15 protein-coding genes, 2 tRNA genes and 3 rRNA genes are annotated in these 23,014 nt (G+C 57.5%); 13 read left to right on the top strand and 7 right to left on the bottom strand.

Annotation, left to right across the window (positions count from 1 at the left end; translation table 11 throughout):
• Nucleotides 1-62 precede the first annotated feature (62 nt).
• Nucleotides 63-983 (bottom strand): LysR family transcriptional regulator, encoded by a 921-nt coding sequence (locus MJP36_RS26685; RefSeq protein WP_060755745.1) that lies wholly within the window; start codon nt 981-983, stop codon nt 63-65.
• Nucleotides 984-1,109: 126 nt separating this feature from the next.
• On the opposite strand from MJP36_RS26685, the gene aptA reads away from it, so the two are divergent.
• The 10 genes from aptA to MJP36_RS26635 all read left to right on the top strand — a co-directional run bounded on the left by aptA (nt 1,110) and on the right by MJP36_RS26635 (nt 13,538).
• Nucleotides 1,110-2,459 carry an omega-aminotransferase AptA gene (aptA, locus tag MJP36_RS26680; RefSeq protein WP_060755746.1) on the top strand — a complete coding sequence of 450 codons (1,350 nt, stop codon included), beginning with the start codon at nt 1,110-1,112 and terminating at the stop codon, nt 2,457-2,459.
• Nucleotides 2,460-2,498: 39 nt separating this feature from the next.
• Nucleotides 2,499-3,992, top strand: a complete 1,494-nt coding sequence (locus MJP36_RS26675) for a CoA-acylating methylmalonate-semialdehyde dehydrogenase (RefSeq protein ID WP_060755747.1) — start codon at nt 2,499-2,501, stop codon at nt 3,990-3,992.
• Between the two features lie 622 nt (nt 3,993-4,614).
• A 16S ribosomal RNA gene (locus MJP36_RS26670) occupies nt 4,615-6,151 on the top strand.
• Between the two features lie 82 nt (nt 6,152-6,233).
• Nucleotides 6,234-6,310: transfer RNA gene (locus MJP36_RS26665), tRNA-Ile, on the top strand.
• A 30-nt stretch (nt 6,311-6,340) separates the two neighbouring features.
• Nucleotides 6,341-6,416, top strand: a tRNA-Ala gene (locus tag MJP36_RS26660).
• Between the two features lie 246 nt (nt 6,417-6,662).
• A 23S ribosomal RNA gene (locus MJP36_RS26655) occupies nt 6,663-9,554 on the top strand.
• A 151-nt stretch (nt 9,555-9,705) separates the two neighbouring features.
• Nucleotides 9,706-9,821: ribosomal RNA gene (gene rrf, locus MJP36_RS26650) — 5S ribosomal RNA — on the top strand.
• The 16S, 23S and 5S rRNA genes sit together here with 2 tRNA genes alongside, the layout of an rRNA operon.
• 151 nt (nt 9,822-9,972) lie before the next feature.
• On the top strand, nt 9,973-10,632 hold the full coding sequence (locus MJP36_RS26645) for a paraquat-inducible protein A (RefSeq protein WP_060754755.1): 660 nt from the start codon (nt 9,973-9,975) through the stop codon (nt 10,630-10,632).
• Nucleotides 10,619-11,242: a paraquat-inducible protein A gene (locus MJP36_RS26640; RefSeq protein ID WP_060754756.1), complete on the top strand. Its 624-nt coding sequence runs from the start codon at nt 10,619-10,621 to the stop codon at nt 11,240-11,242. Before MJP36_RS26645 ends, MJP36_RS26640 begins: the two co-directional genes overlap by 14 nt.
• Nucleotides 11,235-13,538 (top strand): PqiB family protein, encoded by a 2,304-nt coding sequence (locus MJP36_RS26635; protein WP_060754757.1) that lies wholly within the window; start codon nt 11,235-11,237, stop codon nt 13,536-13,538. Before MJP36_RS26640 ends, MJP36_RS26635 begins: the two co-directional genes overlap by 8 nt.
• A gap of 186 nt (nt 13,539-13,724) precedes the next feature.
• Here MJP36_RS26635 and mksF read toward each other — a convergent pair whose 3' ends face one another.
• From mksF to mksB, 3 genes are read right to left on the bottom strand one after another with little or no spacing between them, the layout of a single operon-like run.
• The gene (mksF, locus tag MJP36_RS26630; protein ID WP_060754758.1) at nt 13,725-16,565 is read right to left on the bottom strand and encodes an Mks condensin complex protein MksF; all 2,841 of its coding nucleotides are present in this window, start codon (nt 16,563-16,565) and stop codon (nt 13,725-13,727) included.
• Entirely contained in the window at nt 16,562-17,269 is a 708-nt protein-coding gene (mksE, locus tag MJP36_RS26625) for an Mks condensin complex protein MksE (RefSeq protein ID WP_060754759.1), read from the bottom strand. The genes mksF and mksE overlap by 4 nt, the downstream gene beginning before the upstream one ends.
• On the bottom strand, nt 17,259-18,536 hold the full coding sequence (mksB, locus tag MJP36_RS26620; RefSeq protein WP_060754760.1) for an Mks condensin complex protein MksB: 1,278 nt from the start codon (nt 18,534-18,536) through the stop codon (nt 17,259-17,261). The genes mksE and mksB overlap by 11 nt, the downstream gene beginning before the upstream one ends.
• Before the next feature lie 187 nt (nt 18,537-18,723).
• Here mksB and MJP36_RS26615 point away from each other — a divergent pair, with 187 nt between their 5' ends.
• Together MJP36_RS26615 and rimI are read left to right on the top strand one after the other, a co-directional pair.
• Nucleotides 18,724-19,467: an energy transducer TonB gene (locus MJP36_RS26615; RefSeq protein ID WP_090366982.1), complete on the top strand. Its 744-nt coding sequence runs from the start codon at nt 18,724-18,726 to the stop codon at nt 19,465-19,467.
• Complete coding sequence (gene rimI / locus MJP36_RS26610; RefSeq protein ID WP_090366980.1) at nt 19,460-19,912, top strand: ribosomal protein S18-alanine N-acetyltransferase; 453 nt, start codon at nt 19,460-19,462, stop codon at nt 19,910-19,912. Before MJP36_RS26615 ends, rimI begins: the two co-directional genes overlap by 8 nt.
• A 54-nt stretch (nt 19,913-19,966) precedes the next feature.
• Here the strand turns inward: rimI and MJP36_RS26605 are convergent, their stop codons facing one another.
• Nucleotides 19,967-20,371 carry a serine kinase/phosphatase gene (locus MJP36_RS26605; protein WP_244384431.1) on the bottom strand — a complete coding sequence of 135 codons (405 nt, stop codon included), beginning with the start codon at nt 20,369-20,371 and terminating at the stop codon, nt 19,967-19,969.
• A 139-nt stretch (nt 20,372-20,510) separates the two neighbouring features.
• Here MJP36_RS26605 and can point away from each other — a divergent pair, with 139 nt between their 5' ends.
• Complete coding sequence (gene can, locus MJP36_RS26600) at nt 20,511-21,155, top strand: carbonate dehydratase (protein ID WP_010213394.1); 645 nt, start codon at nt 20,511-20,513, stop codon at nt 21,153-21,155.
• Here the strand turns inward: can and MJP36_RS26595 are convergent.
• Nucleotides 21,152-21,676, bottom strand: coding sequence for a hypothetical protein (locus MJP36_RS26595; protein WP_060754764.1), 525 nt, complete (start codon nt 21,674-21,676; stop codon nt 21,152-21,154). The two genes, can and MJP36_RS26595, sit on opposite strands and share 4 nt — an antisense overlap.
• Before the next feature lie 146 nt (nt 21,677-21,822).
• On the bottom strand, nt 21,823-22,992 hold the full coding sequence (locus MJP36_RS26590) for a hypothetical protein (protein ID WP_244384430.1): 1,170 nt from the start codon (nt 22,990-22,992) through the stop codon (nt 21,823-21,825).
• Nucleotides 22,993-23,014 lie beyond the last annotated feature (22 nt).

Raw genomic sequence — 23,014 nt, 5'->3', positions numbered from 1 at the left:
CAAGGTCCTGGCTCTCTTGCAAAAAGCTGTCCAGTTGCTCAGCTTTTTGTGCGAGGCCCGAGTTAGCGCGTTGCGGCCAGGCTTTCGAGGAAGCTTTCCAGCACCAAATGAGGGCGCCGGCCCTTGCGCGTGACCGATGCCAGGCTTAAATCGTAAAAGCGTGTAGCCGGTTTCAGCGCACGTAGTCGGCCTTGTTGTACCCAGAGGCTGGCGTAGTGGTCGGGCAGATAACCGATGTAACGCCCGGTGAGGATCAGGAACGCCATGCCTTCGCGGTCCGATGCGCTGGCGGTGCAGTTGAGGGCCTGATAATGGGCCTGGATCTCGGCGGGCAGGCGGAAGGTGGGGGCGATGGCGTCCTGGCTGTCGATGCGGGCGTCGTCCAGCAGCGTGTCGTCGGCATAAAACAGCGGGTGGCCGACCGCGCAGTAAAGCAGCGACCGTTCGCTGTACAGCGGTTGGTATTCAAGCCCCGAGAGGGCGCTGGCCTGGGGGACTACGCCGACATGCAGGCGGCCGTCGAGCACGCCTTGTTCGACCTCATTGGGCGCGATCATGCGGATCTGGATCTGCACGTCCGGGCCGCGTTCTTTCAACTGCGCCAGGGCATGGGTGATGCGCATGTGCGGCAGGGTGACCAGGTTGTCGGTGAGACCGATGATCAGCTCGCCGCGCAAATGCTGGTGCAGGCCGTTGACCTCGGTGCGGAAACTTTCCAGGGCACTCAAAAGTTGCAGGGCCGACTGATAAACCTCGCGGCCTTCTTCCGTCAGGGAAAAACCGGCACGTCCGCGCTGGCACAACCTCAAGCCGAGGCGTTGCTCCAGGTCGCTCATTTGTTGGCTGATGGCTGAGCGCCCAATGCCCAGCACGGTTTCAGCTGCCGAGAAGCCACCGCATTCCACCACGCTGCGAAAAATGCGCAGCAGGCGAATATCGAAGTCGCTGACTTGGGCCAGGGGATCGGGGCGACGGCTGCTCATAGTTTAGTAAAAGCCTGACTGAAGGTTAGAAGAGTTGGATTTCACCGACTTTATCGCCGTGGCAACTTAGCTGCAACCTGTGCTTTCCAATCCCGACGCTGCCTTTTGCCCTGCGAGGTTTTGCTGATGAACATGCCCGAAAACGCCCCTTCGTCCCTGGCCAGCCAACTGAAGTTGGATGCCCACTGGATGCCTTACACCGCCAACCGTAACTTCCAGCGTGACCCGCGCCTGATCGTGGCTGCCGAAGGCAGTTGGTTGACCGATGACAAGGGCCGCAAGGTGTACGACTCGTTGTCGGGCTTGTGGACCTGCGGCGCAGGGCACACCCGCAAGGAGATTCAGGAGGCGGTCGCCAAGCAATTGAGTACCCTGGATTACTCCCCAGGCTTCCAATATGGTCATCCACTGTCCTTTCAGTTGGCGGAAAAGATCACCGATCTGACCCCGGGCAACCTGAACCACGTGTTCTTCACCGACTCCGGCTCCGAGTGTGCCGATACGGCGGTGAAGATGGTGCGCGCCTACTGGCGCCTGAAGGGCCAGGCGACCAAGACCAAGATGATCGGCCGCGCCCGTGGCTATCACGGTGTGAACATCGCCGGCACCAGCCTGGGTGGCGTCAACGGCAACCGTAAGATGTTTGGCCAGGCAATGATGGACGTTGACCATCTGCCGCACACCTTGCTGGCGAGCAATGCTTTTTCCCGTGGCATGCCGGAGCAGGGTGGGATTGCGCTGGCCGATGAGCTGCTCAAATTGATCGAGTTGCACGACGCCTCGAACATCGCTGCTGTATTTGTCGAGCCGATGGCTGGCTCCGCTGGCGTACTGGTGCCGCCTCAGGGGTATCTGAAGCGTCTGCGTGAAATCTGTGATCAGCACAACATCCTGTTGGTGTTCGATGAAGTGATCACCGGTTTCGGTCGTACCGGCTCGATGTTCGGTGCGCAGAGCTTTGGAGTGACCCCGGACCTGATGTGCATCGCCAAACAGGTCACCAACGGCGCGATCCCGATGGGCGCGGTGATTGCCAGCAGCGAGATCTATCAGACCTTCATGAATCAGGCGACGCCTGAGTACGCCGTGGAGTTCCCGCACGGCTACACCTACTCGGCGCACCCGGTGGCTTGTGCAGCCGGCCTGGCGGCACTGGACTTGTTGCAGAAGGAAAACCTGGTGCAGAGCGTGGCTGAAGTCGCCCCGCACTTTGAGAATGCGCTGCATGGTTTGAAGGGCAGCAAGAATGTGATCGATATTCGCAACTATGGCCTGGCCGGCGCTATCCAGATTGCCGCGCGTGACGGTGATGCGATCGTGCGTCCATTCGAAGCCGGTATGGCCTTGTGGAAGGCTGGTTTCTATGTGCGCTTTGGCGGGGACACCCTGCAGTTCGGACCAACCTTCAACAGCAAGCCGCAGGATCTGGATCGCTTGTTCGACGCGGTCGGCGAAGTGCTGAACAAGATCGACTGATTTCTCCTTCTATATAGAACAACGTTTCAGGAGCCTTGCATGAGCCTTATCCAACACTTGATCAACGGTGAACTGGTCAATGACAGCGGTCGTAGCGCCGATGTGTACAACCCGTCTACCGGCCAGGTGATCCACCAGGTGCCATTGGCCAGTCGCGAAACCATTCAACAGGCGATCGACTCGGCCAAGGCTGCGTTTCCGGCCTGGCGTAATACCCCACCAGCCAGGCGTGCCCAGGTGATGTTTCGTTTCAAGCAATTGCTGGAGCAGAACGAGGCGCGTATCTCGCAGTTGATCAGTGAAGAGCACGGCAAGACTCTGGAGGACGCCGCAGGTGAGCTGAAGCGCGGGATCGAGAACGTCGAGTACGCCTGTTCGGCGCCGGAGATTCTCAAGGGTGAATACAGCCGCAACGTGGGGCCGAACATTGATGCATGGTCGGACTTCCAGCCGCTGGGTGTGGTCGCGGGTATCACCCCGTTCAACTTCCCTGCGATGGTGCCATTGTGGATGTATCCGCTGGCGATCGTCTGCGGTAACTGTTTTATCCTGAAACCGTCGGAGCGTGATCCGAGTTCAACGTTGCTGATCGCGCAACTGCTGCAAGAAGCGGGTCTGCCAAAAGGCGTGCTGAACGTGGTGCACGGGGACAAGGGGGCAGTGGATGCGCTGATCGAAGCACCCGAAGTAAAAGCCCTGAGCTTTGTTGGCTCGACTCCGATTGCCGAGTACATCTATGCCGAAGCCACCAAGCGTGGCAAGCGCGTGCAAGCGCTGGGTGGGGCGAAGAACCATGCGGTTCTGATGCCGGATGCCGATCTGGACAACGCCGTCAGTGCTTTGATGGGAGCGGCGTATGGTTCCTGTGGCGAGCGTTGCATGGCTATCTCGGTGGCCGTATGCGTGGGCGACCAGGTGGCGGACGCGTTGATTGCCAAGCTGGTGCCGCAGGTCAAGGCGCTGAAGATTGGTGCGGGCACTTCTTGTGGCCTGGATATGGGGCCGTTGGTGACAGGCCAGGCACGGGATAAGGTCAGTGGTTATATAGAAGACGGTGTGGCGTCGGGTGCCGAGCTGGTGGTGGATGGTCGTGGCCTGAGTGTTTCCGGGCATGAAGAAGGCTTCTTCCTGGGCGGCAGCCTGTTTGACCGTGTGACCCCCGAGATGCGGATCTATAAAGAAGAGATCTTTGGGCCTGTGTTGTGTGTGGTCCGGGTGAATAGCCTGGAAGCTGCGATGCAACTGATCAACGATCACGAATACGGTAATGGCACCTGCATCTTCACCCGTGATGGGGAAGCGGCACGCTTGTTCTGTGATGAGATTGAAGTGGGGATGGTTGGCGTAAACGTTCCACTGCCGGTGCCGGTGGCCTATCACAGCTTCGGAGGCTGGAAGCGTTCGCTGTTTGGCGACTTGCATGCCTATGGGCCGGACGGGGTGCGTTTCTATACCCGTCGCAAGGCGATCACCCAGCGTTGGCCGCAACGTGCCAGCCATGAAGCTTCGCAGTTTGCCTTCCCTAGTTTGTAAGGTGAACTGAAAGCCGGCCCCTTGGGGCCGGCTTTGTGTTTTTGGGGCTTTTTTGACGGATATGACAGAAATGTGAAAAAAGCGGTTGACGGCGAATTGTATCTGTCTATAATTCGCCCCACTTCCGGCGCAGTCGAAACTGAAAACTCCTTGATAAACAAGAAGTTACGAAGATTCAGGCAGCGAATAGCTTCAGTTCATCGAAGCCCAGAAGGAGTTGATAGGGCGGTGTTGTTTGGCTCTATCAACGGTTCGATCTTCTCGGTCGAAAGCGGAGAAAAAGAGGTGTTGACAGCAGCGTGTAACGCTGTAGAATTCGCCTCCCGCTAACGAGAGATCGGAAGCGCAAGTGGTTGAAGTTGTTGAAGAAATCTTCGAAAGCTTCTGAAAATAATCACTTGACAGCAAATGAGGCTGCTGTAGAATGCGCGCCTCGGTTGAGACGAAAGGCTTAACCAACCGCTCTTTAACAACTGAATCAAGCAATTCGTGTGGGTGCTTGTGGAGTCAGACTGATAGTCAACAAGATTATCAGCATCGCAAGTTACTCCGCGAGAAATCAAAGATGTAACCAACGATTGCTGAGCCAAGTTTAGGGTTTCTTAAAAACCCAAAGATGTTTGAACTGAAGAGTTTGATCATGGCTCAGATTGAACGCTGGCGGCAGGCCTAACACATGCAAGTCGAGCGGTAGAGAGAAGCTTGCTTCTCTTGAGAGCGGCGGACGGGTGAGTAATGCCTAGGAATCTGCCTGGTAGTGGGGGATAACGTTCGGAAACGGACGCTAATACCGCATACGTCCTACGGGAGAAAGCAGGGGACCTTCGGGCCTTGCGCTATCAGATGAGCCTAGGTCGGATTAGCTAGTTGGTGAGGTAATGGCTCACCAAGGCGACGATCCGTAACTGGTCTGAGAGGATGATCAGTCACACTGGAACTGAGACACGGTCCAGACTCCTACGGGAGGCAGCAGTGGGGAATATTGGACAATGGGCGAAAGCCTGATCCAGCCATGCCGCGTGTGTGAAGAAGGTCTTCGGATTGTAAAGCACTTTAAGTTGGGAGGAAGGGCAGTTGCCTAATACGTAACTGTTTTGACGTTACCGACAGAATAAGCACCGGCTAACTCTGTGCCAGCAGCCGCGGTAATACAGAGGGTGCAAGCGTTAATCGGAATTACTGGGCGTAAAGCGCGCGTAGGTGGTTTGTTAAGTTGGATGTGAAATCCCCGGGCTCAACCTGGGAACTGCATTCAAAACTGACTGACTAGAGTATGGTAGAGGGTGGTGGAATTTCCTGTGTAGCGGTGAAATGCGTAGATATAGGAAGGAACACCAGTGGCGAAGGCGACCACCTGGACTGATACTGACACTGAGGTGCGAAAGCGTGGGGAGCAAACAGGATTAGATACCCTGGTAGTCCACGCCGTAAACGATGTCAACTAGCCGTTGGAAGCCTTGAGCTTTTAGTGGCGCAGCTAACGCATTAAGTTGACCGCCTGGGGAGTACGGCCGCAAGGTTAAAACTCAAATGAATTGACGGGGGCCCGCACAAGCGGTGGAGCATGTGGTTTAATTCGAAGCAACGCGAAGAACCTTACCAGGCCTTGACATCCAATGAACTTTCCAGAGATGGATTGGTGCCTTCGGGAACATTGAGACAGGTGCTGCATGGCTGTCGTCAGCTCGTGTCGTGAGATGTTGGGTTAAGTCCCGTAACGAGCGCAACCCTTGTCCTTAGTTACCAGCACGTTATGGTGGGCACTCTAAGGAGACTGCCGGTGACAAACCGGAGGAAGGTGGGGATGACGTCAAGTCATCATGGCCCTTACGGCCTGGGCTACACACGTGCTACAATGGTCGGTACAAAGGGTTGCCAAGCCGCGAGGTGGAGCTAATCCCATAAAACCGATCGTAGTCCGGATCGCAGTCTGCAACTCGACTGCGTGAAGTCGGAATCGCTAGTAATCGCGAATCAGAATGTCGCGGTGAATACGTTCCCGGGCCTTGTACACACCGCCCGTCACACCATGGGAGTGGGTTGCACCAGAAGTAGCTAGTCTAACCTTCGGGAGGACGGTTACCACGGTGTGATTCATGACTGGGGTGAAGTCGTAACAAGGTAGCCGTAGGGGAACCTGCGGCTGGATCACCTCCTTAATCGACGACATCAGCTGCTTCATAAGCTCCCACACGAATTGCTTGATTCATTGAAGAAGACGATAAGAAGCAGCCCGAAATTGGGTCTGTAGCTCAGTTGGTTAGAGCGCACCCCTGATAAGGGTGAGGTCGGCAGTTCGAATCTGCCCAGACCCACCAATTTTGTGTGGGAAACGCCTGTAGAAATACGGGGCCATAGCTCAGCTGGGAGAGCGCCTGCCTTGCACGCAGGAGGTCAACGGTTCGATCCCGTTTGGCTCCACCACTACTGCTTCTGACGTTTAAAGCTTAGAAATGAGCATTCCATCGAGGTGATGGTGAATGTTGATTTCTAGTCTTTGATTAGATCGTTCTTTAAAAATTTGGGTATGTGATAGAAAGATAGACTGAACGTTACTTTCACTGGTAACGGATCAGGCTAAGGTAAAATTTGTGAGTTCTCTTAGTTGAGAAATTCGAATTTTCGGCGAATGTCGTCTTCACAGTATAACCAGATTGCTTGGGGTTATATGGTCAAGTGAAGAAGCGCATACGGTGGATGCCTTGGCAGTCAGAGGCGATGAAAGACGTGGTAGCCTGCGAAAAGCTTCGGGGAGTCGGCAAACAGACTTTGATCCGGAGATGTCTGAATGGGGGAACCCAGCCATCATAAGATGGTTATCTTGTACTGAATACATAGGTGCAAGAGGCGAACCAGGGGAACTGAAACATCTAAGTACCCTGAGGAAAAGAAATCAACCGAGATTCCCTTAGTAGTGGCGAGCGAACGGGGACTAGCCCTTAAGTGGCTTTGAGATTAGCGGAACGCTCTGGAAAGTGCGGCCATAGTGGGTGATAGCCCTGTACGCGAAAATCTCTTAGTCATGAAATCGAGTAGGACGGAGCACGAGAAACTTTGTCTGAATATGGGGGGACCATCCTCCAAGGCTAAATACTACTGACTGACCGATAGTGAACTAGTACCGTGAGGGAAAGGCGAAAAGAACCCCGGAGAGGGGAGTGAAATAGATCCTGAAACCGTATGCGTACAAGCAGTGGGAGCAGACTTTGTTCTGTGACTGCGTACCTTTTGTATAATGGGTCAGCGACTTATTTTCAGTGGCGAGCTTAACCGAATAGGGGAGGCGTAGCGAAAGCGAGTCTTAATAGGGCGTCTAGTCGCTGGGAATAGACCCGAAACCGGGCGATCTATCCATGGGCAGGTTGAAGGTTGGGTAACACTAACTGGAGGACCGAACCGACTACCGTTGAAAAGTTAGCGGATGACCTGTGGATCGGAGTGAAAGGCTAATCAAGCTCGGAGATAGCTGGTTCTCCTCGAAAGCTATTTAGGTAGCGCCTCATGTATCACTGTAGGGGGTAGAGCACTGTTTCGGCTAGGGGGTCATCCCGACTTACCAAACCGATGCAAACTCCGAATACCTACAAGTGCCGAGCATGGGAGACACACGGCGGGTGCTAACGTCCGTCGTGAAAAGGGAAACAACCCAGACCGTCAGCTAAGGTCCCAAAGTTATGGTTAAGTGGGAAACGATGTGGGAAGGCTTAGACAGCTAGGAGGTTGGCTTAGAAGCAGCCACCCTTTAAAGAAAGCGTAATAGCTCACTAGTCGAGTCGGCCTGCGCGGAAGATGTAACGGGGCTCAAACCATACACCGAAGCTACGGGTATCACGTAAGTGATGCGGTAGAGGAGCGTTCTGTAAGCCTGTGAAGGTGAGTTGAGAAGCTTGCTGGAGGTATCAGAAGTGCGAATGCTGACATGAGTAACGACAATGGGTGTGAAAAACACCCACGCCGAAAGACCAAGGTTTCCTGCGCAACGTTAATCGACGCAGGGTTAGTCGGTCCCTAAGGCGAGGCTGAAAAGCGTAGTCGATGGAAAACAGGTTAATATTCCTGTACTTCTGGTTATTGCGATGGAGGGACGGAGAAGGCTAGGCCAGCTTGGCGTTGGTTGTCCAAGTTTAAGGTGGTAGGCTGGAATCTTAGGTAAATCCGGGATTCTAAGGCCGAGAGCTGATGACGAGTCATCTTTTAGATGACGAAGTGGTTGATGCCATGCTTCCAAGAAAAGCTTCTAAGCTTCAGGTAACCAGGAACCGTACCCCAAACCGACACAGGTGGTTGGGTAGAGAATACCAAGGCGCTTGAGAGAACTCGGGTGAAGGAACTAGGCAAAATGGCACCGTAACTTCGGGAGAAGGTGCGCCGGTGAGGGTGAAGGACTTGCTCCGTAAGCCCATGCCGGTCGAAGATACCAGGCCGCTGCGACTGTTTATTAAAAACACAGCACTCTGCAAACACGAAAGTGGACGTATAGGGTGTGACGCCTGCCCGGTGCCGGAAGGTTAATTGATGGGGTTAGCTAACGCGAAGCTCTTGATCGAAGCCCCGGTAAACGGCGGCCGTAACTATAACGGTCCTAAGGTAGCGAAATTCCTTGTCGGGTAAGTTCCGACCTGCACGAATGGCGTAACGATGGCGGCGCTGTCTCCACCCGAGACTCAGTGAAATTGAAATCGCTGTGAAGATGCAGTGTATCCGCGGCTAGACGGAAAGACCCCGTGAACCTTTACTATAGCTTTGCACTGGACTTTGAATTTGCTTGTGTAGGATAGGTGGGAGGCTTTGAAGCGTGGACGCCAGTCTGCGTGGAGCCATCCTTGAAATACCACCCTGGCAACTTTGAGGTTCTAACTCAGGTCCGTTATCCGGATCGAGGACAGTGTATGGTGGGTAGTTTGACTGGGGCGGTCTCCTCCTAAAGAGTAACGGAGGAGTACGAAGGTGCGCTCAGACCGGTCGGAAATCGGTCGTAGAGTATAAAGGCAAAAGCGCGCTTGACTGCGAGACAGACACGTCGAGCAGGTACGAAAGTAGGTCTTAGTGATCCGGTGGTTCTGTATGGAAGGGCCATCGCTCAACGGATAAAAGGTACTCCGGGGATAACAGGCTGATACCGCCCAAGAGTTCATATCGACGGCGGTGTTTGGCACCTCGATGTCGGCTCATCACATCCTGGGGCTGAAGCCGGTCCCAAGGGTATGGCTGTTCGCCATTTAAAGTGGTACGCGAGCTGGGTTTAGAACGTCGTGAGACAGTTCGGTCCCTATCTGCCGTGGACGTTTGAGATTTGAGAGGGGCTGCTCCTAGTACGAGAGGACCGGAGTGGACGAACCTCTGGTGTTCCGGTTGTCACGCCAGTGGCATTGCCGGGTAGCTATGTTCGGAATAGATAACCGCTGAAAGCATCTAAGCGGGAAACTAGCCTCAAGATGAGATCTCACTGGAACCTTGAGTTCCCTGAAGGGCCGTCGAAGACTACGACGTTGATAGGTTGGGTGTGTAAGCGCTGTGAGGCGTTGAGCTAACCAATACTAATTGCCCGTGAGGCTTGACCATATAACACCCAAGCAATTTGAGTCGAAAGGCCAGATTGCGGTGTGTGAAGACGCTATGAACCGAAAGTTCGACGCTCACAAGACACCGACTTCTATTACATACCCAATTTGCTGAAGCGAAGCCGACTGGCTGCGACTCAGTACCCGAATTTCTTGACGACCATAGAGCATTGGAACCACCTGATCCCATCCCGAACTCAGCAGTGAAACGATGCATCGCCGATGGTAGTGTGGGGTTTCCCCATGTGAGAGTAGGTCATCGTCAAGATTAAATTCCGAAACCCCATTTGCGAAAGCAGATGGGGTTTTGTTTTGGGCGATCGAAAATTCACCGGCACTCCCCGACAAATTTGCACAGTTATTTCTGAACCAGGCCACTAGAATAGGCACCTAACCATTTTTAGAGTCTGAGCCCTACTATGCCCGATCCGGTTGATACCCTTGAGGTGTCGGATTTACCGCTGGACGATCTGGTGGCATGCCATGAGTGCGACTTGCTGATGCGTAAACCGGTACTCGCCATCGGTGAGAAGGCCCAATGCCCACGCTGCGGATACGAGTTGTACGCTCATCGCCACAATGTCGTGGAGCGAAGCCTTGCCTTGGTAATTGCCGCGCTATTGCTTTACATCCCCGCGAACTTTTTACCTATCATGCAGCTCAATCTACTCGGGCAATCCTCCGAAGATACCGTCTGGACTGGCGTCGTCGGTTTGTTTGATACCGGCATGCAAGGCGTCGCGGTGGTGGTGTTCCTGTGCAGCATGGGCATTCCCCTGCTCAAATTGCTCTGCCAGTTGGCCGTGCTGCTCAGCATCCGCTGGAAGGTCGGCCGCAGCTATGGGTTGTTGCTCTACCGCATTTACCATCATCTGAAAGATTGGGGGATGTTGGAGGTCTACTTGATGGGCGTGCTTGTGGCGATCGTCAAACTCGCTGACATGGCCTCCATCACAGTCGGCCTGGGGCTCGTCTGTTTTGTCAGTCTATTAATCGTTCAAGTGCTGCTTGAGGTGGTGATGTCGCCCCATCAGATCTGGCAGGCGCTGTCTGGAGAGGATGATCATGCGAGCGATTGATGCAGGTATTCTGATTTGTACCGAATGCCACGAACTGAACAAGCAAGACCCGGACACCGATGAGCAGCTGTGCACGCGTTGCGGTGCGCTTATCCATGCCCGTCGCCCCAACAGCCTGGCGCGCACATGGGCATTGCTGATGACTGCGGCGATCCTGTACATCCCCGCGAACCTATTGCCGATCATGACCATCAATACCCTCGGCCAGGGCGACCCCAGCACCATCATGGCCGGCGTGATCCAGCTGGTGCAGCACGGTATGTACCCCATTGCGGCCGTGGTGTTCATCGCCAGTATCCTGGTGCCCACATTCAAGTTGGTGGGTATCGGTCTGTTACTGTTTTCGGTGCAGCGCCATCAACCGCTGTCCGCGCAACAACGCATTATCATGTACCGCTTCATCGAATTCATTGGCCGCTGGTCCATGTTGGATATCTTCGTGATCGCCATCCTGGTGGCGGTTGTAAACTTTGGCCGGCTTGCCAGTGTCGAGGCTGACCTCGGCGCTGCAGCGTTCGCCAGTGTGGTGATCTTGACGATGCTTGCCGCAGTAACTTTTGATCCCCGACTGATTTGGGATAACACGGAGTCGGACGACGACCATGAGTGATTTGCCTAAAGCTAAAACCCGCCCAGCCTCCAACTGGTCGGCCATTTGGGTGTTGCCCCTGATTGCCCTGATCATCGGTGGCTGGTTGGGATGGCGTGCCTATAACCAACAGGGCATCGAGATCCAAGTCCGTTTTGAAAGCGGCGAAGGTATTCAGGTCAACAAGACCGAAGTGGTCTACAAAGGCATGACCGTGGGTAAGGTCAAAGCCATGGCTCTGGATGACGAAGGCAGCAATCGCGGTGTGATCGCTACCATCGAAATGAACAAAGACGTTGAGCAGTATCTCAAGACCAACACGCGTTTCTGGCTGGTCAAACCCAGCGTCAGTCTTGCGGGTATCACCGGTCTTGAAACCCTGGTCTCAGGTAACTACATCGCTGCCAGTCCAGGTGATGGTGAACCCACTCGCAAATTCAAGGCGCTGTCTGAAGAGCCACCGTTATCTGACGCCAAGCCCGGTTTGCACTTGACCCTCAAGGCCGATCGACTCGGCTCGCTGAATCGTGGCAGCCCGGTGTTCTACAAGCAGATCCAAGTTGGCCAGGTCAAAAGCTACCTGCTCTCCGAAGACCAGAGCACCGTCGAGATCAAGGTCTATATCGAACCGACCTACGCCCACCTGGTGCGCAAACATACGCGGTTCTGGAACGCCAGTGGCATCAGCATCGACGCCAACCTCTCCGGCGTAAAGGTGCGCAGCGAATCCCTCTCCAGCATCGTTGCCGGCGGTATCGCCTTCGCCACGCCGGAGAATCGCAAGGACAGTCCGCCGACCGACCCGAGCCTGCCCTTCCGTCTGTATGAGGATTTTGATGCGGCCGCGGCCGGTATCAGGGTCAAGGTCAAACTGACCGATTTCGAAGGCTTGCAGGCTGGACGCACCCCCGTCATGTACAAAGGTATCCAGGTCGGTAGCCTGAAAACCCTGAAGATCGATCCAAGCCTCTCCAGTGCTAACGCTGAACTGACCCTCGATCCGCTCGCTGAGGAATACCTGGTGCAGGACACCCAGTTCTGGGTCGTCAAGCCGTCCATCTCACTGGCGGGCATCACTGGTCTGGAAGCCTTGGTCAAAGGTAACTACATCGCCATCCGACCTGGCGATAAAGGCGGCGCGCCACAGCGCGAGTTCACTGCTCGTGCCAAAGCTCCGCCGTTGGACCTGCGCTCCCCAGGCCTGCACATGGTGCTGCTCACCGATAGCCTCGGCTCCCTGGATGTGGGCAGTCCGATCCTCTACAAACAAGTCAAAGTCGGCTCGGTGCAGAGCTACCAGTTCTCCCGCAAGAACAAGCAGCTTGTGATCGGCGTTCACATCGAGAAGGAATACGAAAACCTGGTCAACGGTTCGACGCGCTTCTGGAATGCCAGCGGCGTCACCCTGACTGGCGGTCTGACCGGCGGCATCCAGGTCAAGAGTGAGTCGCTGGCCAGCCTGATGGCTGGCGGTATTGCTTTCGAAACCCCGGAGCCCAACGTACCCCTGAAAAGGCGCATTCCACGTTTCCGCCTGTTCGCTGACCGTGACGCGGCCAATCAGCATGGCACCCTGGTGACCATCAGGGTTGATCGTGCCGATGGACTGCGCCCGGGCACACCGGTACGTTTCAAGGGACTGGATGTGGGCAAGATCGAGAGCGTTGACCTGAGTGCCGACATGCAATCGGTATTGCTCAGCGCACGTATCACCCAAGTGGCCGATCGGATCGCGCGCGCAGGCAGCCAGTTCTGGGTGGTCAAGCCTGAGCTGGGCCTGATGAAAACGTCGAACCTGGAAACCCTGGTCACCGGCCAATACATCGAAGTGCAGCCGGCGGCGAAAAACGCCACTGCGCAAAAGAGTTTCGTCGCGCTGGACCAGCCTCCTGAAACCGCCCACCAGGAGGCTGGCCTGAGCCTGACACTCAGCGCCGCCCGCCGTGGTTCGTTGAAGGAAGGGGTGCCGGTCACCTATCGAGAAGTCACCGTCGGCAAGGTCACGGGTTACGAGTTGGGCCAGACCGCGGACCGTGTCCTGATCCATATCCTGATCGAGCCCAAGTACGCGCCACTGGTACGTAGTGGCAGCCGTTTCTGGAACACCAGCGGTTTTGGTGTTGACTTCGGCTTGTTCAAAGGCGCTACCGTACGTACCGAGTCCCTGGAAACCCTGGTTGCCGGCGGTATTGCTTTCGCGACTCCTGACGGCGAGCGCATGGGCAACGCCGCACGACCACAGCAAACCTTTGCGCTGTTCGACAAGTTCGAAGATGAATGGCTGACCTGGGCGCCTAAGATTCCTCTGGGCAAGTAGACCGAGGCGCTGCCTTTCGCGAGCAAGCCCGCTCCCACATTCGCCCGCATTCCTACAGCGAACACTCGGTCAACTGTGGGAGCGGGCTTGCTCGCGAAGAGGCCTCCAAGGGCTCCACGCTACTCAAAACCATAAAAAAGGCCGCGATCCATCAGATCGCGGCCTTTTGCGTTTCAGCGCAGTGGATTAAACCTCATCCAACTCCGGCTCGTCCGCCTGCACGTTCATCGTTGCCTTCACCACATCGTGACGACGGATGTACTTCCAGTCCGCTTCATCGATGTAGATGCCGTTCGGCCCGCTGCCGCCTTCAAGGTCAATCGCCACCTGGGCGGACACCTGCGGCTTCACACTCGCCAGGATCGGTACGAAGCCCAGCTGCAAGCTGGTTTCCAGCAGCGCGGCCTGGTTCTTCTCGTCGATGTCCGCCGCCTCGTCGAGGTAGTACGGCAAGCGCACGCGTCCGGCCTGGTCGCGGTCCATCAAGTGCAGCAACAAGTACATGTTGGTCAGCGCCTTGATGGTCATGGTGGTGCCGTTGGACGCCGCGCCGTCGATGTCGGTGTGAATCACCGGTTGGCCGTGCACCTTGGTGATCTCGAACGCCAGCTCGAACAAGTCCTTGAGGCCCAGCTGGTTATGGTTGGCGGCTACCAGGCGTGCCAGGTATTCCTTGGCCTCTTCGTTCTTGTTGTCCTGCTCGGCGCTCTGGCTGAGGTCGAACACCGACAAGGTTTCGCCTTCCTCATACTGACCGGCACTGTGGATGATCTGGTCGATATGCTTGAGCGCCTCCTTGTTCGGCGCCAACACGATGCGAAAGCTCTGCAGGTTGGACACCTGACGCTTGTTGATCTCGCGGTTGAACAAGGCCAACTGGTGTTCCAGGCTGTCGTAGTCACTACGGATATTGCGCAGGGTACGTGCGATATCGGTGACCGCCGCACGGCGCGCCTTGCCCAGTGTCAGGGCTTCGTCGGTACGGTGCGCATAGGCGTTGATCAACAGTTGCAGGCGGCGTTCTACGTCATCTTCGCTGTCGAACTTGGCCACGCCCTTGAGGCGTACCTGCGCATACAACGCTTCGATCTGGCCATCGGCGCGCAGCAAACCTTGCCAACTGTCCTGGTAGTCATTGAGCAGTGGCAGCAGGTTGTCCATGGAGTCGTCGACCGGGTCCATGAACGGCGTGCCGAACGGCAAGTCCGCCGGCAGCAGTTGGCGACGGCGCAAGGCGTCATCCAGCGTACGCTGCTTGGCTTCCATATCCGCGATCTGACGGCCGACCAGTTGCAACTTGGCCGACAATTGCTGAACGCGCTCGGTGAAGGCATCGCTGGAGCGTTTCAACTCATCCTGGGCGGCTTCCATCTGCGCCAGGCTTTCCAGTTTTTCGCCTTCTTCGGCACTCAGGGTTTGCGTACGGCGGAAGTCTTCCAAGGCCTTTTGCGCATCCAGCACTTGCTGGTACAGCGCTTCGGTCTGGGTCTTGCTCGCCGCGCGGTCAGCAGCGACCGCCTGTTGCGTCTTGAGCTGCTTGAGTTCTTTTTCCAGGCGTTCTTTCTGGTCACGCAGTGCTGCGCGATCCGCCAAGGCTTGCAACGCCGGTGGCTCGATGTGGGAGATGTCGATGGACAGCCCCGGCACTTCGAAGCGCTCGCCCTTGAAGCCGTCGAGGATCTGCTCCAGGGATTTGACCCACTGGCCGTCCTCGTCCAGCGTGATGCCGTGCTCACCCAATGGCAGGCTGAACAGCGAACTGTTGAACAGGCGCATCAGACGTTCGACATCCTGCTGCGAGAACTCTTCACGCAGTTTGGCGTAGCTGTTGTTGTCTGCGTGGTCGAGCTGCTGCCTGACCGACTTCAAGCGTTTTTCAAGATCCCGCAGACGCTCGTCCAGATCCTCGGCGCTGAATTGTCGCGACTGCGCCAGGGCACCGGCCAATTCATCGTGGGCATCCTTGGCCGCCAGCAGTTGCTGCTCCAGCACCTTGACGTCATTGACCAAGGCAAAGCGATGCTTGAGCACCGACAACTCGCCCAACCAGCGCTGAATACCGCTGATCTCCCGCTCCAGGCGCATCAGCTCCTGGGTGCCGCCGCGCTGGTCGTTCTGCAGTGCGTCCTGCTCGTTGCGGTAGTGCTCGGCCTGGATCGTCAGTTCTTCCTTGCGCGCACTGGCGTAATCCGACCAAGTGCCCAGCAACGAATCCAGCAACGGCGACAGGCGATGCAGTTTGCCGCGCAGGATATCGCGCTGCTTCACACCATTGGACAGTGCCTCGACCAAAGGCCCGGCGGCCACCAGCGAGTTGTAGTCCTGTTCCATGCGTCGTACATCACGGAAGGCCTCTTCGCATGCAGCGATGTAATCGACACTGCCGGAACGCAGGCTGTGTTCGAACGCGTCGAGGAACAATTGCTTGAGCTTGGCCGCGGTGATTTCGCGCATGTGCAGCAGGTTGATAAACAGTGCCCGGAACGTCTTCAGGCTCTGCTCGCTGGTGGAGCGTAGCGGAATCAGGGTCAGGTCCAGTGGGATCGACGTATGGCCGCCCACCAGCAGGCGACGCAGTTCATCGGGCTTGAGTTCATAGGCTTTCAGGCCTTCGCGCTCAAGGTTGGTGAACAGCTCTTTCTGGCGCAGGCAGGTATCGTTTTTCTGGTAATGGGCCAGGTCCAGCTTGCCGGCATAGGCAAAGAACTGGTGGCCGAAACCGCCCCCCGGGCCACGTCCGACCACACCGATCACGTGGGGGCCGTGAGGCAGGGAGACTTCCACGAGGATGTAGCTGGTGTCACTGGCGAAGTAGAAGCGCCGCGATTGTTCCAGGGTGTACTTGCCGAAACTCATGTCCGACATGCGCGCCAGGATCGGGAACTGCAAGGCGTTGATCGACGCGGATTTGCCCAGGTTGTTCGCGCCATAGACCGACAGCGGTTCTTCCAGTGGGAACAAGCCCAGGCTGTAGCCGGCGGTGTTCAATAGGGCGAAGCGGCGGATGCCGTAGCGTTCCTTGCTCATGCGTCGGTCTCCTGTTCTTCTGCAATGGCACGAGCCAGGGCGTCTTCTTCGCTTTCTTCGGTAAAGTCACTGAGGTCCAGCGGGTCATCGGTTTCCAGCAGTTTTTCATCGCTGTCTTCGTCGATGATCACCGGTGCCGGCAATGGCAACACGCTGTGGATGCTGGCGGCCAGGTCGCGATCCTGCTGTACCGACAGGCACACATCAAGGAAACGGTGCATCGGCGGCAGGAAGCGGTACACGCCGTTGTCTTCGCTGGCAAAACCCAGTTGGGTCATGCGGCGCATGATTTTCTCTTCGAGTTCTTCCTGGGTCTGCACTTCGGCCTGGATAAACAGGTCGCGGTACTTCTCCAGCAACGACGGCAGCTCATCGCGGCCCAGGCTGCCACCGTCCAGCACGGCGATCGGGTCGCGGCCCTGGTCGGCCAAATGTTCGACGATGATGAAGGTGAACAACGCCAGGCGCTGCGCGGTCTTGTTCACTTGCGCGGCGGCCACGGCGGTGTCCGGCACGAAATAGTAGAAACCCCGGGTGTCGCATACCAATTCAAAGCCCAGGGCCTTGAACAGCGTGCGGTACTGGTCCTGGAAGTTTGACAATTGTGCATACAGTTCAGGGTCGCGGCGGCTGACGTGGTAACCCTTGAACAGCTCGCGAAAAATCGGCGCCAGCTGGGACAGTTCGGATAGATCAAGATGCATAAGGCGTGCTCGCAGAATTCTCGGCGGCGTCAGGCGTGGCCGGGAGCAGGGCGAATGAGCGCAGGCTGACCTGGTGCTCGTGTGTGTGGTAATCGCGGCGTTCCAGGCGTTCGCGCTTGAAACGTTTTTCCCGCGAGAGGCGCGAGAACCAGTACAGCAACTCGTCGGTGGCACCGTCCGGTTCCTGTTCCAGCAGCCAGGTCATCAGGTCCGGCATCGGCAGTGCGTCTTCGCAGCGTTCGAGCATTTCCTTGACCGTGCGCGGCGCGCGTTGGGCTTCGCCTCTGTGGGATTTGTGCGCCTTGGGGAAGCGTGCCGGTTTCGGCTCGAAATTCGCCAGGGCGTACACATAGGCTTCCACCTGGCTCGCACTGCCGAGAAAGGTGCTTTGCGGCCGGGTAAACATGGGCAACGCCGCTTGCGGCACCGCGTCCAGCCCTTTACGGCGAATCGCCGACAAGGCCAGCGCCGCGCCTCGGGTCACGGCGTTGTGCCGACGGGCTTCTTCACGCAGCGGCAACAGCAGTTCGCGCGCATGACGCAAGGTCAGCTGGGCACTGGTCTGCATTTCAAGAATGCGCGCGTGGGTGCGCAGCAGCATGTCGTCGTCCACCAGGTGACCCAGGCGCTGTTGCTCGGTGAGCAGGCGCAGCAGCACATTCTCGACCTTGCGCACGCCTTGTTCGAAGGCGCCATCGGCGTTCACCAGTTGGATCATCGGTTCGACATATTCATCCCAGGTCGCCAATACCTCGGCGTAACGCTGGCGTAGCGGGATCTGCCGGTCACTGGTCTTGGCGCGGTCGGCCACTGCGGCGAGGGCCTGTTCGTCGTTGGCGAGCTTTTTCAGCACGTCACGCACACGCATGTCGAGCAGGCGCAGTTGACGGGCCAGGTCGTGGCCGTCACGGATATCGAACGCATCTTGGATGTAGCCTGCCAGGCGTTCCAGATGGCGCAGGTAGGCTTCGATTTCCAGGCACAGGCCAAGCCGGTGCTCCTTGCGAAGATAAGCCAGGAAGTCATGGATCTGCGCATTGAGCTCGAAACGGTTCGGGCTCTTGGCGACAGGCACCAGGATATCCAGGCGAATCCATACGTCCAGCAGGTTGGTGATGTCCTGGGGCGTGCTGTCCAGTTGTTGGGCGGCCAGTTGTGCGCGCAGCTCGCCCAGGCTCAAGGTGCCTTGGTCGAAGTGTTCACACAGTGGCTCCAGTAAGGCCCAGTGTTCGGCGAGGGCGCGTAGGACGCGCTTGGGTTCGATCATGGGAATGGCCGGCTGGTTGGCGATTAAAAGTCGCGATTGTACTGCATCAGGCGCGGGATTTATCCACAGCCGGTCAGTGCGCAGTGGGCGATTGTTGCCGAACAGCGGTAGAATCCCCGCTCTTTACTTATCCACAAGTGGCCGAGCTGTGCTTATCGAGTCCCGACGTCGCGCTTACTTGACCGCCATGCAGGTGGTCAACTGGCTGCCCCGCACCGAACTGCCGTTTGCCGCGCCGTCGCGGCCTGAGCTGTTGCAGGCGCTTGAACCCTATGAGGCGTTCGAGTCATCGGGCGAAGAGGCCGCAGCGCCCGTGGCGGTGGTCAACCCCGTAGCCCAAACGCGCCCTGTGGTCGAGCGAGCGAAGATCGAAGTACCGCGCCCATCGCCCGTGACCAAGCCGGTGGTGGCTGAAGAGACTGCGCCGGTGGTCAAGGCGCCGGTAGTGCCGCCACCGCGCTTCGCCCTGCAATTACTGCGCGCCGGCCGTTGCCTGTTGCTGGTGGAACTGCCCACTGGCGAGCGTTTCCAGACCCGCGACCCGGCCTATATGCTGCTCAAGGACATGCTGCGCGCCGCCGGCCTGCCCGACAGCCCGCAAATCGTCGGCGACCCGGTGCGCTGGCCGCTGCTGGTACGCGGCACCATGGACCAGGGCCCGGAAGCGGCGCGGGATTTTGTGCAAGGCTTTGTGTCGGCGCGCCTGGAAGACGAACCCTGTGCATGCCTGTGGCTGATCGGCCTGCCCGCCGTGCGTTTCGCCGGCGAGGCCAATGCCGAAGCCTGGTACCGTGAACTGCAGGTCGAGGGCCTGGGCCTGGTCTGGGCGCTGCCGGGCCTGGAATTATTAATGGAAGAGCCACAGCGTAAGGCTGATGTCTGGCAAGCCATGCGCCGGCTGATGGCGCGCTGGAAAACGACTGATGAGTGAGGCTTTATCCTTCCGCCCGATGACCGAGGCTGACCTCGACGCGGTGCTGAAAATCGAATATGCGGCGTTCAGCCATCCGTGGACCCGCGGGATTTTCCTTGATGGCTTGGGCAAGTACCAGATCTGGCTGATGTTCGAAGGCGAGCAACAAGTCGGCCACGGCGTTGTACAGATCATCCTCGATGAAGCGCATTTGCTGAATATCACCGTCAAGCCGGAAAATCAGGGCCGCGGCCTGGGCTTGGCGTTGTTGGAACACCTGATGTCCCGCGCCTACGCCGCCAACGCTCGCGAGTGCTTCCTCGAAGTGCGGGACAGCAATACCAGCGCGTTTCGCTTGTATGAGCGCTACGGCTTCAACGAAATCGGGCGTCGGCGCGATTATTATCCCGCCGTGGGTGGCCGCGAAGATGCCGTCGTGATGGCCTGCACCCTCGTCGACTAGGGCGCAGGCCTCATGTGGGAGCGGCTTGCTCCCACATCCAGCTCCGGTGGTGTGTCAGCGGCTACCGTCTACCGGGTCGATATCGGCCAGCTCGGCCTCATCCAATCCATTGCCACCGCCAATCTCGTCTTCATCGACAATGCTCAGGTCATAATCGGCAGCGTCGCCATCGCCGGCTTCCCGAGCATCCCGCGCACCGTCTTCATGGATCAGGGTTTCCGGGCTCATGTCATCGTCGGTCGCCTCATGAGCGGCCGTCGAAGCCCCGGTCATGCCGGCCTCCCGCGCCCGTTCAGCGGGTATCAGGTGCTCGCGCTCACGCGGGGGGATCTCTTCACCTATCTGCGCCGTCGGTTCCTCTTCGTCAAAATCCAGCTCGCGCATCGAGCCCATGCGATCTTCGTTGTCATCAATCGGTTCGGGCTGCGTGGCGCCGTAGGGGCGTCGTGATTCGGTCATGGCCAATCCTCATACTGTGGGGCTTATAGTGTGTGGACAGGCGCAGCAGCCTAAAGATTCAAGCTAATTAGCACTCAGCGTGACCCGGACGACGGGTTGTCAGTCACAAAACTGCGCACCATTCCTGAGGCTTTCCCTGATGAACGAACTACAAGACTTACTTGATAACAACGAACGCTGGGCGGACGCGATCAAACAGGAAGATCCCGAATTCTTCGCCAAGCTCGCCCGCCAGCAGACGCCGGAATACCTCTGGATCGGCTGCTCCGATGCCCGTGTACCGGCTAACGAGATCGTCGGCATGCTGCCGGGTGATCTGTTCGTGCACCGCAACGTGGCCAACGTGGTGCTGCACACCGACCTCAACTGCTTGTCGGTGATCCAGTACGCGGTCGACGTGCTCAAGGTCAAACATATCCTGGTGACCGGTCACTATGGCTGCGGCGGCGTGCGTGCCTCGATGCAAGACCGCCAGTTCGGCCTGATCGACGGCTGGCTGCGCACGATTCGCGACCTCTATTACGAGAACCGTGACCTGCTGGCCCAATTGCCCACCGAAGAAGAGCGCGTCGACCGTCTCTGCGAGTTGAACGTGATTCAGCAGGTGGCCAATGTCGGCCACACCAGCATTGTGCAAAACGCCTGGCACCGTGGGCAGAGCCTGTCGATCCATGGCTGCATCTACGGCATCAAGGATGGGCGCTGGAAGAGCTTGAACACCACCATCAGTGGCTTTGAGCAGTTGCCGCCACAGTATCGCTTGCGCCCACTGGGTGAAGCCTAAGGGCTTTTGCGCATCCGCCACTGCTGCATGAACGCCTGGCCTTCGGCGTTCAGCGGCTCCTGGCTGCCGGTGATCCACCCCCGGCAGTTCAGCTCGCCACATTGGCAAGCGAACTGCCGGAACAACACGTCCTCGGTATTCGCGTAATCCATGCTCAGGATTGTGCCGGCGCGCAGGGGCTGCACGGTCCACACCTCCAGGTAGGTGGTGTCGAAAAACACGTTCGGGTTGCACGAGTGCATCAATAAGCCGGCGAACCAGCGGTCGTACAAGTGGATGCGTGACGACAACTGCAAGGTATGCAGGCGTCGCTCGCTGACCGCGTAGCCGGAGACTTTGGCGATGCGCACGCGGGCGTCGAAGGCCACGCGGGCCTTGACCCCGGCGCCGGCACCCTCAACGTCTTGCAAAACCTTGAATTGCTTGGTCGAAGGGTAACCCTGTTCGACAAGCAGTGTCTTGAAGGGGTAAAGGCAGTCATTTACAGACGCTTTGGCCTTATCCATGGCATGAGTTTTCATGACTCTCCTGGGTTAGGCTGCATCGACTTGCTGATGTTGTCTGACTACCAGTCTCGCAGCTGATGGGGGCTGCTCAAGAATCGTCGAAGTTGGATCCGGTTTCTACTGTCAAATCTGACAGTAGAAACCCGGGTTTTTTGCGTGATCTACAACGCTGGGGCTGCGAGGGTGGGGACTGGAGCGGCGGTTTTCAGTTGTTTGAGCTGGGCCTTGATGACCGGCGTGGCGCATTTGGCATTGGCTTGCTCCGGTGTCAGGTTGCGCACCGAGGTGTAGAACAGCTCACAGGTCTGCTCCTTGCGCGTGACTTGCCAGGTGTTCATGCACGCTTTAAGCAACACATTGGGATCGCCGGCCGGTTTCTGCCCCATCCCCGCTTGCCAGCAGGCGGCGCTCAAATCCTGCCCCATGACTTTCAAGCCCGCTTCATCGGCCTTTTGCTCATTACCGTCATAGGTGGCCGGGTCAGCCGCATACCAGATGTAACTGGGATGGTTGGAGCCCAGCACCGAGACTGTTTTGCCGGCGGCCGGGCTGATCTGCGCCAGGTCCAGCACACCGACGGTCTGGCCGTATTGCTGCTTGATCCAATTGCGCACCGGTGCGCCGAACGCCACCATCGGCAAGGAGCCACTTGGCGTCAGGCTCAGCTCCTGGACCATGCGTGTCTGGTAGCCGTTGAAATAGCTGTAGACGCCTTCCAGATCCTTGCCCGCGTTAGACGGTGCAGCGACGGGAGCGATATCGATGATCGTCTGGTACGCAGGCGTTTCTGTGGCCGGGATACCGTTGTCGGTGAGCAAGGTCGCCCAACGGTCGGTCGTGGCCGATTCCAGGTAGTCCTGGGCCTGGGTCAGTGAGTAGTCCGGCGGGAAGTGCAGCAGCTCAATGCTCTTGCGGTTTTCCAGGGCCATGCCCAACGGCAGGAACAGGTACCAGTTGTACGCCCACTTACCGTCGCTGTTGAGCTTGCTGGCGCCTTGGTAAGCCAGGTCGGCGGTGTCGAGCAATTTGCTCAAAGGCTGGCCGTAGTTGTCAGGCACGCCGCTGAAGGTCGCCGAGAGCTGACCCTCGTGGGTCTTCACGCTGACCTTGGCGCGGCTGTAGCCATCACGCTGCAGGCTCTGGTTCAAGTAGTGCTCGACGGTCTGTTCCAGCGACCAGGGCCGAAAGCAGATCACGTTGCAATTATTGGGGAAAGCGAACAACTGGGTGACGCGCTGCGTACTGCCTAGCGGCACTTCGATATCAGCCTGGACGGCCGCACTCCCCAAGAGTGCGGCCAGGGCAAAAGACAACCGGGTCGGTTTGAACATGCTTGATTCCTTGTCAGCGAAA

It is taken from the genome of Pseudomonas palleroniana, from assembly GCF_022836895.1.
GTDB lineage: Bacteria > Pseudomonadota > Gammaproteobacteria > Pseudomonadales > Pseudomonadaceae > Aquipseudomonas > Aquipseudomonas palleroniana.
The sequence above is the reverse complement of the archived record's forward strand: the minus strand, read 5'-3'. Positions and strand labels throughout refer to the sequence as shown.